13 protein-coding genes and 1 pseudogene are annotated in these 14,066 nt (G+C 71.9%); 8 read left to right on the top strand and 6 right to left on the bottom strand.

Translation table 11 applies throughout. The annotated features are described in order from the left end of the window. The first annotated feature begins 60 nt into the window (after nucleotides 1-60). The gene (locus O7599_RS18705; RefSeq protein WP_281616742.1) at nucleotides 61-1,224 is read left to right on the top strand and encodes an SPFH domain-containing protein; all 1,164 of its coding nucleotides are present in this window, start codon (nucleotides 61-63) and stop codon (nucleotides 1,222-1,224) included. A 19-nt stretch (nucleotides 1,225-1,243) separates the two neighbouring features. Here O7599_RS18705 and O7599_RS18710 read toward each other — a convergent pair whose 3' ends face one another. The 5 genes from O7599_RS18710 to O7599_RS18730 all read right to left on the bottom strand — a co-directional run bounded on the left by O7599_RS18710 (nucleotide 1,244) and on the right by O7599_RS18730 (nucleotide 6,207). After that, a complete protein-coding gene (locus tag O7599_RS18710; protein ID WP_281616743.1) occupies nucleotides 1,244-2,347 on the bottom strand; it encodes an ABC transporter ATP-binding protein in 1,104 nt (367 codons plus the stop codon). Continuing rightward, complete coding sequence (locus O7599_RS18715; protein ID WP_281616744.1) at nucleotides 2,344-3,249, bottom strand: ABC transporter permease; 906 nt, start codon at nucleotides 3,247-3,249, stop codon at nucleotides 2,344-2,346. Before O7599_RS18715 ends, O7599_RS18710 begins: the two co-directional genes overlap by 4 nt. Next, on the bottom strand, nucleotides 3,246-4,055 hold the full coding sequence (gene modA / locus O7599_RS18720; protein ID WP_281616745.1) for a molybdate ABC transporter substrate-binding protein: 810 nt from the start codon (nucleotides 4,053-4,055) through the stop codon (nucleotides 3,246-3,248). The genes O7599_RS18715 and modA overlap by 4 nt, the downstream gene beginning before the upstream one ends. 21 nt (nucleotides 4,056-4,076) lie before the next feature. Further along, nucleotides 4,077-4,463, bottom strand: coding sequence for a helix-turn-helix transcriptional regulator (locus O7599_RS18725; protein ID WP_281616746.1), 387 nt, complete (start codon nucleotides 4,461-4,463; stop codon nucleotides 4,077-4,079). Nucleotides 4,464-4,560: 97 nt separating this feature from the next. Then, nucleotides 4,561-6,207, bottom strand: a complete 1,647-nt coding sequence (locus O7599_RS18730; RefSeq protein WP_281616747.1) for a substrate-binding domain-containing protein — start codon at nucleotides 6,205-6,207, stop codon at nucleotides 4,561-4,563. Nucleotides 6,208-6,508: 301 nt separating this feature from the next. Between O7599_RS18730 and O7599_RS18735 the strand changes: the two genes are divergently transcribed. From O7599_RS18735 to O7599_RS18745, 3 genes are all read left to right on the top strand, one after another. Then, nucleotides 6,509-6,988: a hypothetical protein gene (locus O7599_RS18735; protein ID WP_281616748.1), complete on the top strand. Its 480-nt coding sequence runs from the start codon at nucleotides 6,509-6,511 to the stop codon at nucleotides 6,986-6,988. 124 nt (nucleotides 6,989-7,112) lie between these two features. Next, a complete protein-coding gene (locus O7599_RS18740; RefSeq protein WP_281616749.1) occupies nucleotides 7,113-8,378 on the top strand; it encodes an alginate lyase family protein in 1,266 nt (421 codons plus the stop codon). Between the two features lie 37 nt (nucleotides 8,379-8,415). Continuing rightward, entirely contained in the window at nucleotides 8,416-10,140 is a 1,725-nt protein-coding gene (locus O7599_RS18745) for a sigma-70 family RNA polymerase sigma factor (RefSeq protein ID WP_281616750.1), read from the top strand. A gap of 16 nt (nucleotides 10,141-10,156) precedes the next feature. Here the strand turns inward: O7599_RS18745 and O7599_RS18750 are convergent, their stop codons facing one another. After that, on the bottom strand, nucleotides 10,157-11,713 hold the full coding sequence (locus tag O7599_RS18750; protein ID WP_281616751.1) for an alkaline phosphatase D family protein: 1,557 nt from the start codon (nucleotides 11,711-11,713) through the stop codon (nucleotides 10,157-10,159). A gap of 573 nt (nucleotides 11,714-12,286) precedes the next feature. On the opposite strand from O7599_RS18750, the gene O7599_RS18755 reads away from it, so the two are divergent. The 4 genes and pseudogenes from O7599_RS18755 to O7599_RS18770 all read left to right on the top strand — a co-directional run bounded on the left by O7599_RS18755 (nucleotide 12,287) and on the right by O7599_RS18770 (nucleotide 14,021). Next, a complete protein-coding gene (locus O7599_RS18755) occupies nucleotides 12,287-12,538 on the top strand; it encodes a type II toxin-antitoxin system prevent-host-death family antitoxin (RefSeq protein WP_281616752.1) in 252 nt (83 codons plus the stop codon). Beyond that, the gene (locus O7599_RS18760) at nucleotides 12,526-12,939 is read left to right on the top strand and encodes a PIN domain-containing protein (RefSeq protein WP_281616753.1); all 414 of its coding nucleotides are present in this window, start codon (nucleotides 12,526-12,528) and stop codon (nucleotides 12,937-12,939) included. Before O7599_RS18755 ends, O7599_RS18760 begins: the two co-directional genes overlap by 13 nt. 444 nt (nucleotides 12,940-13,383) lie before the next feature. Next, a pseudogene (locus O7599_RS18765) lies at nucleotides 13,384-13,834 on the top strand (DUF5753 domain-containing protein). Continuing rightward, entirely contained in the window at nucleotides 13,809-14,021 is a 213-nt protein-coding gene (locus O7599_RS18770; RefSeq protein WP_281616754.1) for a DUF397 domain-containing protein, read from the top strand. Before O7599_RS18765 ends, O7599_RS18770 begins: the two are co-directional and overlap by 26 nt. Nucleotides 14,022-14,066 lie beyond the last annotated feature (45 nt).

Raw genomic sequence — 14,066 nt, forward strand, 5'->3', positions numbered from 1 at the left:
CTGCGAAGCCGCCCCTTGAACTCCCCCTGAACCGCCGAACGCACAGCCAACGGAGGAAGCGTGGACCCGGTTGTCATCCCGATGCTCCTGGCGGCGCTGGTCGTCGTCTTTCTCGTGGCCTCCAGCGTGCGGGTCGTGCCACAGGCGCGCCGTTACAACATCGAGCGCTTCGGCCGGTACCGCCGGACGCTGCAGCCCGGCCTGAACTTCGTCCTGCCGGTCGCGGACCGCGTCAACACCAAGCTGGACGTGCGCGAGCAGGTCTACTCGTCCGACCCCAAGCCGGTGATCACCGAGGACAACCTCGTCGTCAACATCGACACCGTGCTCTACTACCAGATCACCGACCCGCGGGCGGCGGCGTACGAGGTCTCCGACTACCTCCAGGCCATCGACCAGCTCACCGTCACCACGCTGCGGAACGTCATCGGCGGCATGGACCTGGAGGAGACGCTCACCTCGCGCGAGGAGATCAACGCCCGGCTTCGTACCGTCCTCGACGACGCCACCGGCAAGTGGGGCATCCGCGTCAACCGCGTCGAGATCAAGGCCATCGACCCGCCGCACAGCATCAAAGAGGCGATGGAGAAGCAGATGCGCGCCGAGCGCGACAAGCGCGCCGCCATCCTGCACGCCGAGGGCGAGCGGCAGGCCAAGATCCTCACCGCGGAGGGCACGAAGCAGAGCGACATCCTGGAGGCGCAGGGCACGCAGCAGGCCATGATCCTGCGGGCGGACGGCGAGGCGCAGGCCGTGGAGCGCGTCTTCCAGGCCGTCCACCGCAACAACGCCGACCCGAAGATCCTCGCCTACAAGTACCTGGAGACGCTGCCGCACCTGGCGAACAGCGACAACAACACCTTCTGGGTGATACCCGGCGAGCTGACCGAGGCGGTACGCACCGTCACCACGGCCTTCGGCGACAGGTCGGCGCCCGGCCTGCCCCAGGCCGCGCAGGCCGAGGGGGCGACGGCCGCGGCGACGGAGAAGGGCGCGGAGACGGGCACGGACTCGGCCAAGGACGCGGAGAAGGGCTCCGACCAGGGCGGGACCGGGACTCCGGAGCTGACCGCGGCCCCGCCGCCCGCGCTCGACGCGGTGACGGCGGCCGTCGAGGCCGCGAAGGAGGCCGACGCGGCGGTGAGCGAGGCCAAGGCCGAGGCGGAGGCGGCGAGTTCGCCGCAGCCGCCGAAGGTGAACCGGAAGAAGCCGGACGACGAGTAGGCGAACCCCTGCCGTGCGGTCAGGCCGGGTAGGCGTGGGTCTGGGTCGCCTTGACGGCCGCCCAGACCGTGGCGCCCGGGTGGAGGCCGAGTTCGGCGGCGGCGGTGGTCGTCAGGTCGGCGGCCAGGGGGAGTTCGCCGGTGAGGTCGGCGCGGATCCGGTCGGCGTGGGTTTCCATGCCGGCGACCGCGCAGCGCCATATGTTGCGGGCGCTGGAGCCGGTGGGGCGGTCCCGGTGCAGGGTCACGGCGCTGGGCGGGAAGGCGACGAAGACCGGTCCCGTGAGGTCGTCCGCGGTGGTGATGGCCGCGCCGCCGTCGAGGTCGACGGCGTGCCCGCGGGCCGATCCCCGGTAGAGGTTGAGGCCCACGAGGTGGGCGATGTAGTCGGTACGCGGGTGGCGGGCGATGTCGGTGGGGGCGCCCTGCTGCACGACGTGGCCGTCCTCGATGACCACGAGGTGGTCGGCCAGCACCATCGCGTCCAGGGGATCGTGGGTGACGAGCACGGCGACGGCCTCGAAGTCGGCGAGGTGGCGGCGCAGCTCGGCGCGGACGTCGAGGCGCGTACGGGCGTCGAGGGCGGCCAGCGGTTCGTCGAGGAGCAGCAGCCGGGGGTGGGTGGCCAGGGCGCGGGCGAGGGCGACGCGCTGGGCCTGGCCGCCGGAGAGCCGCCGGGGCTTGGCGGCGGCGTGCTCGGCGAGGTCCATCCGGGCCAGCCAGGCGGCGGCCTCGGCGCGGGCCGCGGCCTTGGTCGCGCCCTGGCAGCGCGGCCCGAACGCGACGTTGTCCAGGGCGCTGAGGTGGGGGAAGAGCAGGTAGTCCTGGAAGACGACCCCGACCGGACGGTCCTCCGGCGGCGTACGGTCCAACGCGGCGGCGTCGAGGCGCAGATGCCCGTCGGTCAGCGGGACGAGGCCGGCGAGCGCGCGCAGGGCGGTGGTCTTGCCGGCGCCGTTGGGGCCGAGGAGCGCGAGGACGTCGCCGGGGCGGGCGGTGAGCGCCACGTCGAGCCGGAAGGCGCCGCGCTCGACCACGAGCCGGGCGTCGAGCCCGTACGCCCCGTTCTCCCCGCTTGCGTTCTCCCCGCCGACGTTCTTCCCGCCTGCGCTCTCGTCGCTCATGCCGACGTCATCCAGCGGTCCCGCAGCCCCGCCAGCACCGCCACCGACACCGCCAGCAGCACCAGGCTCAGCGCGATGGCCGCCTCCGGGTCGCTCTGCAGCGCGAGATAGACGGACAGCGGCATCGTCTGCGTACGCCCCGGGAAGTTGCCCGCGAACGTGATGGTGGCGCCGAACTCCCCCAGCGCCCGCGCCCACGCCAGCACCGCCCCGGCTGCGATGCCCGGCGCGACGAGCGGCAGGGTGACGCGGCGGAACGCGGTGAAGCGGGAGGCGCCGAGAGTGGTGGCGGCCTCCTCGTAGCGGGGGTCCGCGGCCCGTAGCGTGCCCTCGACCGCGATGACGAGGAACGGCATCGCCACGAACGCCTCGGCGACCACCACCCCCGCGGTCGTGAACGGCAGCGTGACCCCGAACCAGTCGTCCAGCCACCGCCCGACGACCCCGTTGCGCCCCAGCGCCATCAGCAGCGCCACGCCGCCGACCACCGGCGGCAGCACCAACGGCAGCGTCACGAGCGCCCGCACGAGCCCGCGCCCCGGGAACTCCACCCGCGCCAGCAGCCACGCCAGCGGCACCCCGACGACCAGGCTCAGCGCGGTCGCCGCCGTCGCGCACACCAGCGACAGCCGCAGCGCCTGCCACACCTCGGTGCTGGTCAGCAGCTCCGGCATGCTGCTCCACGGGGCGCGCAGCAGCAGCGCGAAGAGCGGCAGGACCAGGAACGCGAGGCCGAGCAGCGCCGGTACGAGCAGCGGCAGCGGCGCGCCCCCGCGGCCGGGGGAGCGGGGCCGGGAGCGCGACCCGTAGCGCTTGCGGGGGCGGCGCCCGGGGCGCGGGGCGGGGCCGCCGGCCAGGGTGTCCGCCGCCGGGCCCCCGCCCGCGGCGGAGGGGGACGTCATGGCTTGAGGAACCCGGCCGCGCTCAGCACCTTCTGCCCCTCCGCGGACCGCACCAGGTCGACGAAAGCCTCGGCCGCGGCGGCGTTCGGTGCGTCCTGGAGGAGCGTGATCGGGTAGTCGTTGACCGCGTCGGCCGACTCGGGGAAGTCCACGCCCGCGACCTTGCCGCCGGCGGCCCGGACGTCCGTCCGGTAGACGACCGCGGCGTCCGCCTCCTTCAGCACCACCTTGTTGAGGGCGGACTTGACGTCCTCCTCGTACGACACGGGGGTGAGCTTCAGCCCGCCCGCGTCCAGGGCCTGCTGCGCGGCGGCCCCGCAGGGCACCGCCTCGTCGCAGAGCACCACCTTCAGGCCGGAGTCGGTGAGGTCCTTGAGCGACGCGATCCCGTCGGGGTTGCCGGGCGGGGTGGCGATCTCCAGTTGGTTGCGGACGAAGGTGTCGGGGGTGCCGGCGGCGGCACCGGCGTCCGTGACGATGTCCATCGTCGCGGGGCTGGCGGAGGCGAAGACGTCGGCGGGGGCGCCGCCGGTGATGCTCGCGGCCAGGGCGTCGCTGCCGCCGAAGCTGAACGTCACCTTCGTACCGGGGTGTTTCTCCTCGAACCGCGCGCCGAGCTTCTCGAAGCTCTCGGTGAGCGAGGCGGCGGCGAAGACGGTGACCTCGCCGGACACCTCACCGGAGGCCCCCGGGCCGTCGTCGGTGCCGGAGCCCGGGTCGTCGCCGGAGTCGGAGCAGGCGCCGAGGGCCAGCAGGGCGGCGGCGCCGGCCGCCCCCAGGGTGCGGCGGTTGCCGCTACGCGTCATCACAGGTCCACTCCCCGACGTCTACGGTCGTTCGACGACCACGTTGGTCGACTTGATCACCGCCACCGCCGGAACGCCCGGCGCCAGCTCCAGTTCCTCGGCCGACTCCCGGCTGACCATCGACACCACCCGGAACGGCCCCGCCTGGATCTCCACCTGCGCCGAGACGTCCCCCATGTGCACGTCGGTGACGATCCCGGCGAAGCGGTTGCGGGCGGAGGACCCGGTGGACTCGCGCGCCCCGCGGTGCGTCTCCCGCGCGTACGCCGCGAGGGCCTCCCCGGGAATGATCCGCCGCCCCGCCTCGTCGCGACCGGCGGTCAGCTTGCCGGCGTCGACCAGGCGCCTGACGGTGTCGGCGCTGACGCCGAGCAGGGCGGCGGCGTCGCCGATCCGGTACGTGTGCATGGGTCGATGATAATGCCGCACCTGCGGGATGAGAACCGGCAGTCAGCTCGCAGACGCCAGCCCGTCCCCGGAAAGACCTCGCATGTGCGTGTGCCGGTCAGACCGGGCGGCACTTCTCCGTGTTCTCCGTCTCGGAGCACAGGCCGTGGCGCTTGTCGGCCAGGATGTCGCGGCCGGTCTTCTGGGTGAGGAAGTTCAGGAACTCCGCGGCGATCGAGCCGGCCGGGGGGTCGCCGTAGGTGTACGCGTACTCGGTCTGCCAGTACGGGTAGCCGGCGTCCTCGACGCCCTTGACCGTCGGGTCCCTGCCGTCCATCTTCACCTTCACGAGGCTGCCGGACCCCGGGTGGTCGCCGACGCCGGCGGCCTCGCTGTAGCCGATGCCGCCGGGCCTGGCGGCGACCGTGTCCAGCATCGTGTCCGTACCGCTGACCTCGCAGCGGTCGTACTCCCGCGCGTCCATGGCGGCGCAGTCGGTCTCGGTGAACTGCGCCGGCTCGTCGCCGTCGAGCACCTTGGCGACGAGGGTGCCGCGGGTCCCGGAGCCGGGTTCGCGGTTGACCACGTGGATGGGCACCGGGTTGCCGCGCAGTTCCCTCCAGTTCTTGTAGTCGCCCCTGAAGATGCCCTTGATCTGGTCCCGCGTCAGGTTCTCCACGCCCGCGTCCTTGTTGACGACCAGGGTGAACACGGAGAAGGCGATCGGCCTGGGGATCAGCCGGGGGTGGCCGTCGGAGGCGAGGCCGTCGGTGAAGGCCAGGTGGTTGCGGAGCCCCTTGCCGACCGGGATCTTCGCGTCAGCGCCCGCCTCTTCCAGCTCCGTGACCCCGTCGGTGCTGCCGCGGAAGGTCTCCTCCTCCAGCGGAATCGACACGTCCGCCCCCTCGCACCGTTTGACGTAGTCGGCGGCGGCGGCCCGTACGGCGGGCTCGAAGGCGGTGGAGCCGTGCAGGTACAGGGTGCCGTCGACGCAGCCCAGCGGGGGCCTGCGGCCGTCGTCGCGGACGAAGAGCGTGAAGGACGCCTGCACGACGACGGCCGCGATCAGGATCCAGACGGCCCACCAGGCGGGCCGCGACGCGAAGACGTGGCTCTCGGTCCTGGTCGCCCGCAGCCGCAGGAACCGCACCACCGGGTCGTACCACCGGTCCAGCCCGTCGGTCCCCTGGACGATCGGGGCCGGGAAGCGGTCCCGCCCCTCGTCGTCGGGCCAGCGCTCCAGCACGACGAGCACCTTGTACTCGGACCCGCGGGGCAGCGTCACCTTCGGCAACTGGATGGTGCCCGTACGCTCCGTGTCGTCGTTGTGGCGGCGGAAGCCCGGTTTGGCGAGGACCTCGCGGACGCTGTCGCCTTCGGTCCGTACCTCGAAGAAGAAGTCGCGCAGGAACTCGTCGCTCGGGTCGGTGAGGACCACGGCCGTGACCCGGCGGTTCCGGAAGGTGACCTTGATGCCGTGGTGATCGGCCGGGTCGGCGAGGTAGTCGTCGGAGACGATCTTCGTCGACCCGGCGTTCTCGATGCGCAGCAGGACGAACGAGGGATCCTTGAGCTGATGCCCGTCGTGCTGCATGTCCCCCAGCACCCCGGCGTACGGCTTGTTGGCGGCGTCGGCGGCGAGCGTGTCCATCTGCACGCGGTAGCCGAGCCGCTTGCGGCCGAAGATGGCGAACTCCCACAGGAACGCCAGGACGGGGAACGCGAGGCTGAGAATCGCAATCCACTGCTCGGCTCTTTCGCTCACCGCGGCGTCACCCGAATCCCCTTGCACCGACGAGTAGTTGGGAGGAGACCCAGGGTGCTGGCGGGTACGGAGGGCTGCCAGGACTGCCGGAAGAGTCCGGCCACTGTTCATCCCGGAGCCATCTCCGACACTTTCTGTTCGCTCGCCCGTTCCGCGGCGGTGGGTTGCGCCCCCGGCGGCGGGGCGGGCGTCCCCACACCGCCCGGCGGGCCGTGTCAGTGCCGGGACGTAGCCTCGGCATCTCTGTACGTGCGTCCTTCGCCTGCGGTGTGGGGACGGTGTCCCGGCAAGGAGTCTCCCCATGGGTTCTGTTGTTCCGACCGACGGACGCGCTGACTTCGATTTCCTCTTCGGCCGCTGGCGGGTGCGCAACCGCAAGCTGGTCGACGTGACCGACGTGGCATGCGAGGACTGGATCGAGTTCGACGCGACGGCGGCGATCGAGCCGATCATGGGCGGGCTGGGGCACGTCGACCGGATACGGACCGACGAGTTCGAGGGTTTCACGCTGCGCCTGTTCGACCCGGACGCCAAGCTCTGGCGGATCTGGTGGGCCTCCAGCACCCGGCCCGGGCACCTCGATCCCGCCATGGAAGGGGCCTTCAGCGACGGCGTGGGCCGGTTCTACTGCGACGACGTCCTGGGCGGTCAAGCAGTAAAGGTCCGGTTCGAGTGGACCAACGCCTCCCGCGACGCGGCCCGGTGGGAGCAGGCGTTCTCGTACGACGGGGAGGTCACCTGGCGCACCAACTGGACCATGGACCTCAGCCGCGTCGAATAAGGGCGGCGGCGGGCCGGCCGCGCGGGACGGGCGCGCGAAAAACTGTTATCGCCGGCACCCCGGTGCCGTCTCCTGTGGTGTTCGTGCGCACGGCCATCACTCCCCCCACTCACAGGAGCCGTCCATGGGTCACCACAACGCACACCGCATGAGCCGCCGCAGCGTGCTGCAGATCGCCGGCGGGCTGGCCGCGACAGGGGCCGCCGGCAGCGTCGCCCTCGCGTGGGGCGGAGACTCCGCCGGGGCGGCGCCCGACACCGGGGCCGCATCCGACCCGCGGGCCGGGGCCGCGGCCTTCACCCACCCCGGCATGCTGCACGCCTACGGCGAGCTGAACCGGGCCAGGGTCCGGGTGGCCGCGGGCGACGAGCCGTGGCTTTCCGGCTGGCGGCGGCTGACCGCCAACCCGCACGCCCAGAGCGGGTGGGCCCCCCGCCCGCTGGAGACGGTCGTGCGCGGCGGCACGGGCCAGAACTACACCGTCCTGTACAACGACATCCACGCCGCGTACCAGAACGCCCTGCGCTGGCACATCGGCGGTACCCACGAGCACGGTGACACCGCCCGCGACATCCTCAACGCCTGGTCGGGCACGCTGAAGACGGTCACGGGCAACGCGGACCGGTTCCTGGCCGCCGGCATCTACGGCTGGCAGTTCGCTAACGCCGCCGAGCTGATGCGCGACTACCCCGGCTTCGAGCTCGCGCGGTTCCAGCAGATGATGACCGACGTCTTCCTCCCCCTCAACGACAGCTTCCTGGTCAACCACAACGACGCCTGCATCACCAACTACTGGGCCAACTGGGACCTGTGCACCGTCGCCTCCGTCATGGCGACCGGCATCCTCTGCGACGATCAGGCCGTGTTCGACCGCGCCGTCGAGTACATGAAGACGGGGGAGGGCAACGGCTCCCTCCCGCACGCCATTCCGTTCGTGTACGACGACGAGGGGCTCGCGCAGTGGCAGGAGTCCGGCCGCGACCAGGGCCACACCGTCATGGGCATGGGCCAGGCGGGGGCGATCTGCGAGATGGCCTGGAGCCAGGGCGTCGACCTCTACGGTCACGACGGCAACCGGTTCATGAAGGCCGCCCAGTACGTCGCCAAGTACAACCTCGGGCAGGACGTTCCCTTCACCACGTACACCTGGGGCACCGGGCAGAACTGCGCCCAGCGGTCGCACACCGTCATCTCCGCGGCGAGCCGCGGCCAGGCCCGCCCGGTGTGGGACATGCTGCACTACCACTACGCCCGCCGCCGCGGGCAGTCCGTGCCGTACCTCACGGCCATCGCCGAGCAGGTCCGTCCCGAGGGCGGCGGCGGGGACTACGGCCCCAACAGCGGCGGCTACGACCAACTCGGCTTCGGTACGCTCCTCTACGCCAAATGACCTTCGCCGGGACGGCTCGCATGCGAGGGGAGTGACGGTGGAGGCGCGGGAGTGGCACGCGGTCATCACGGCTGCGCAGTCCGGTGACCGGGCGGCGATGGACCGCCTGGTGGCCGGGTGGCTGCCGCTCGTCTACAACATCGTCGGCCGGGCGCTGGGTGGTCACGCCGACGTCGACGACGTCGTCCAGGAGACGATGCTCCGCGTCGTACACCGGCTGCCCTCGCTGCGCGAGCCGGACCGCTTCCGCTCCTGGCTGGTCGCGATCACGATGCGGCAGATACGGGAGCGGGCCCGGCGCCGCGGGCGGGCGGCGGAGGCCGCGCACGCCGCCGCGCCCGCCGCCGAACCCGCCGCCCTTCCGGCCGGGGCGGCGGACTTCGCCGATCTCACCGTGGCGCGGCTGCACCTGCAGGGGCAGCGGCGCGAGGTCGCGGAGGCGGCGCGCTGGCTGGACGACGAGGACCGCCAACTCCTGGCCCTGTGGTGGCTGGAGGTCGCCGGCGAGCTGAGCCGGCGCGACCTCGCCGCGGCGCTCGGTGTCAGCCGGGCACACGCCGCCGTGCGCGTCCAGCGGATGAAGGAGCGGCTGGAGACGGCGCGCGGCATCGTGCGGGTGCTGGCGGGGCCGCAGCAGGTGCACTGCGCCGACCTGCGTGCCCTGCTCGCGCCCTGGGACGGCAGGCCCGTCTCCGTCTGGCGCAAGCGACTGGCCCGCCACATCCGCGGCTGCCCCCGCTGCGGGGCGCCGCGCCGGGGGATCGTGCCGGCGGAGAGGCTGCTGGTGGGCCTGGCCCTGGTGCCGCTGCCCACGGGATTCGCCCTCTCCCTGGCGCTGGGCGGCAAGAGCGCCTCGGCGGCCCTCGTCACCACCGGCTGGTCGGCCAAGGTGCTCGCGGCGCTGGGCAAGCCGGCCGCGGCGGTCACGGCCGGGGCGACACTCGCGGCGGGTGGTGCGGCGCTGCTGGTCTACGAACGGCCCGCAGACCCGCCGCCGCGCAGCGCCGCACCCTCGACGTCCTCCCCGGCGCCGCCCGCCCGGCCCGACACCCCGCCCCCGACGAGCGCACCCCCCTCCCCCCGCCCGACCGCGACCACCGAGCCCCCGTCTCCACGCCCCGCCGCCCGCTACGGCAGCGTCGTCGACGCCGTCGACGAGGCCCCCGACCCCGGCCGCCCGCCGGGCCCGCTCCCCCGCCGCGCGGACCGCGGCCTGACCAGCACCGGCGGCCCCAGCGTCAACCTCACCCACCGGGGAGAGACCGCGACGTTGCGCGGCACCGGATACGTGCGGCTCCGCTGGCAGATCCTGCCCGTGCAACGCCCCGGCGGCCTGGTCATGGCCTCCTGGACCGGCCTGGAGGGGAGGCTCTTCCACGTCGCGTCCGGGGGCGGCCGGCGGATGGACGACCTGAAGCCGGGCAGCCCGGACGAGACCTGGATGGGCTCGCCGGCCATCGGCTACACGGTGCTGCCCGCGGGCACCCAGCAGATGTGGCAGAACGAGTACTTCTGGCTCGACGGCACGGTCACCCTCAACCAGAACGAGCGCGGCGCGGACTACAACCTCATCATCCAGCCCACCACCTACGAGGACGTCGAACTCGACCTGCGCACGGCGCCGGACCCGCAGGCGGGCATCGTCCGCTACGGGCTCGTCCGCGACACCGGCGACAACCGCACCCCCGTACCCCAGTACCTCACCCGCTCCCGCCCCGCCGACCCGGCGGAAGTCCCCCGGGACTCCGAGGTCGGCGAGTAGCCGAGGGCGCAGGACACTAGTCCCGGGGTTCCAGGTCGACGCTGTAGCGCACCGCGCCGTCCGCGTCGCGCAGGCGGACCGTCATCACGGCGGTGGAGCCGTCGATGTCCACCTCTCCGAAGAACTGGTTTCCGTACAGCGGGCTGCTCTTGGCGGCGCTCTCCGCGTGGGCGGCGAACCGCACCTCCGGGCCGAACGTGGCGTCCAGCGGGTTGGGCTCCGGGGCCACGCCGGCGTTGAGCGGGCCCGACACGAACTCCCAGAAGGGGGCGAAGTCCTGGAAAACCGCCTTCCCGGGGTCGTAGTAGTGGGCAGCGGTGAAGTGGACGTCGGCGGTCAGCCACACGGTGTTCGTGACCCGCCGGCGGCGGATGAACGACAGCACCCCGGCGATCTCCGCTTCCCGCCCCAGCGGCGCGCCGCCGTTGCCCTGGGCCACGCCCTCGTGGGCGGTTCCGTCCGGCACGACCAGGCCCAGGGGGATGTCCGCGGCGATCACCTTCCAGGTGGCCCGGGAAGCGGCCAGCTCACGCTTCAGCCACGCCGCCTGCTCCGCGCCCAGGATGCCGGTGTCGGGTGCCGGGGCGTCGTTGGGGCCGTTGGCGTCCCGGTAGGTGCGCATGTCCAGGACGAAGACGTCCAACTGCGGCCCGTACCGGACGACGCGGTGCACCCGCCCCTCGGTGCGCGGCCGGTGCTCCAGGGGCAGGTACTCGAAGAGCGCCTGCCGGGCCCGCTCCGCCAGGACGTCCACCCGCTTCTCGGCGTAGCGGGTGTCGGTGAGGATCTCGCCGGGATACCAGTTGTTGAGCACCTCGTGGTCGTCCCACTGGTTGATCATCGGCACCGTCGCCACGAAGGCGCGGAGGTTGTCGTCCATCAGGTTGTACTTGTGCTGGCCTCGGTATTCGGCGAGGGTCTCGGCGACCTTCGCCTTCTCCGGCGTGACGACGTTCCGCCAGACCTGGCCGTCGGGCAGGGTCACCGTCTCGGCGAGCGGCCCGTCCGCGTACCAGAAGTCGCCGCTGCACAGGAAGAAGTCCGGGTCGCGCTCCGCCATGGCCCGGAAGATGCGGTAGCCGCCGACGTCCGGGTTGATGCCCCAGCCCTGGCCGGCGAGGTCGGCGGACCACAGGAAGCGGACGTCGTCGCGGCGCTGCGGAGCGGTGCGCAGCCGCCCGGTGGCCGGCTCGCCGGTGACGGCGGCGTTGTACGGGTCAGCGAGCCGGACGCGGTAGTGCAGTTCGCGGCCGGCTGGCAGGCCCCGCAGCCGGACGCGGCCGGTGAGGTCGCTGTCGGGGGTCAGGAGGGGCCCCGGCACGGTCAGCGAGTGCCGGAAGTCGGGGCGGCGGCTCACCTCGACCAGCATCCGCGCGGGCCGGTCGGCGCGCGTCCACACGATGGCGCTGTTCGCCGTGACGTCGCCGGTCTGCACGCCGTGCGAGACCGCCGGCCGGTCGCGGCGTACGAACGCGGGTGCGCCAAGGGCGGTGGGGAGGGAAAGGGAGGAGGCCGCGGCGCCCGTGCCCGCGAACAGGCCGGACCGCAGGAGGGTGCGCCTGGGAATCGCCATGAGGGGGTGCTCCTGTCGTAGCTTGTGACGCCGACCTGTGTAGTCAGTCGCAGGAACGGCCACCGGGAGGCACGGTGACGCCTGCGGGACGGGCCAGTGAAAGCCGGTGGACCTGGTCGGGTGCGTGACGGGCGGTCGTCCATGCCCTGATGTCCTGCTCAAGGGCCTTCACGGAGGTGCGGACGCCGCGGCGGATGAGGCGTAGTTGTCACAGACCAGATGGGCGTCGAGGCCGGCGGGCACAGCCTTGTCGATCGTGACCAGGAACTTGTTGAACTCGATTGCCCGGTGGCGACGGTGCGGCTGCGCCCTCAGACCTCTCCTGCCTGGCCTGTGGATATGCGGTGATGGGCACCGGCATTCGATGACGCACGGCAAATCTAGCGCGCGCCTTGACCGCCGGGGAAGATCAGTCCGGACGCCTATGGATCCAGAACGCCGGGGGTCTTGAACGAGGCCCAGACGGCTCTGCCGGGCCCGTGCGGCCGGAGGTGCCCCACTTGTCGGCGAGGGCGTCGACGATGCGAAGGCCGCGGGCGTCATTTACCAGCGTGTTTCTGATATTCTGAATTCATGAGGATGATGAGCGCAAGCGAAGCTTCCCGGAGCTTCGCTTCGGTGCTGGACCAGGCGGAGCATGGGGAAACCATCGTGATCACCCGCAACGGCAGACGTCTGGCGATCCTCGGGCCAGCACCCAGCGGGAACGGCGCTGCGCTTGCCGAGGTGCTGGAAGCGCACGCCGCGGCTCTCGACGAGGACTTCGCGTCCGATGTGCTGGAGACCCGTGAGCTGCTGACTCTGGAGCACCCGTGGGAAGAGTAATCCTCGACACCGGTGTCCTTGCTGCGGTCGATCGCGGCCGGCTTGAGCTGGCCAGGCTGTTGCGCGCCCGGGATGACGACATCACCATCGCTGCCGTCACGGCGGCTGAACTGCTGCAGGGCGTGGAACTCGCGGCGGACGAGTTGACCACACGCCGCCGTCAGGGATTCGTCGACGCGGTGCTCGCCATAGTCCCGGTGGATGACTACACGCTGGATGTGGCGCGGGTGCATGCCCGGTTGCTGGCGTACACGCGGAGGCTGGGCAAGCCGCGCGGTGCGCACGACCTGATCATCGCGGCGACGGCGATTGCCACGAACCGGACGGTGATGACCACCGACGCCAAAGCGAAGTTCGATGAACTACCTGGCGTGGCCGCAGAGATGATCCCCGTCCCGTAACTCCGAGCTGCACCGAGGGGCTCAGACAACCAGCAAGGCCCAGGTCTGTGACCTGGGTCTTCATGGGAGAGCGGGCGACGGGAATCGAACCCGCGCTCCCAGCTCGGGAATCACCGGTGGATGGTCTCGGATCTTGCTCCTGACCTGCGGCAAGACCAAAGCCATCCGACCGTCCCTCTCGGTCCTGCTGGACTCGTGGTTCCCCACCCGATCGGGCACGCATCGGGCACGCAGACCTCCGGGGAGGTTTCACGTGCTGGTCGCTCGGGCCAGAGGGGCGGTGCCGGGGCCCGTGCGGGCGGAGGTGCCCCACTCGTCGGCGAGGGCGTCGACGGGCGGCTTCGGGCCAAGCTGAGCAAGCAGGGGCATCCGGAGTGGTTCATCCCGTACGTCGAGTTGGAGAGGACCGCGGCGAAGATCGAGGACTACTCGAACGCATTCGTCATGGGCGCGCTCCAGACTGCGGAGTACGCCGAAGCGGTCTACCGGGCAGCGAATCCACGCGAGGCGGATGCGCAGATCAAGCACGGTAATCCTTCACGAATCCGTCCTGCGGACGGTCGTCGGCAGCCGAGCCGTCATGGTGGAGCAGCTTGAGCACTTGCTCACGATGGCCGCGAGCCCTCATGTCTCCTTGCAGGTCCTCCGGTTCACGGCGGGTGCACCCATGTCGGGGCTGCAATTCACCCTGCTGACGCAGGCCGACGGGGCAGCAGTCCTGTACTCGGAGACGACCGGGCACGGGTACGTGAACGACTCCGCGACTGCTGTGCGTGAGTGGACGGACACGTACGATCGAATGCGCGCGTCGACCGAGTCGGAGGACCGGTCGCTGCGCCTCATCCACTCGATCACGGAGGAGCACGCGAATGAGCAGCACACCCGAACCGCGTGACATGCGCTGGATCAGCAGCACGTACAGCGATGGCCAGGGAGGTCAGTGCGTCCAGTGGGCGCCCGACCACGCGCGTGCGACGGGTGAGTTCCTGGTCCGTGACAGCAAAGACCCGCACGGCCCGCACCTCACGCTCACCCGCGAAGCATTCGCCGGTCTCGTGGAGTTCGCCAAGCGCCACGGCTGACCCGCGCCTCTCACCGACCCCCCAGTGACCGGCCCTCGCCACCCG

The sequence above is a fragment of the Streptomyces sp. WMMC500 genome (assembly GCF_027497195.1).
Classification (GTDB): domain Bacteria; phylum Actinomycetota; class Actinomycetes; order Streptomycetales; family Streptomycetaceae; genus Streptomyces.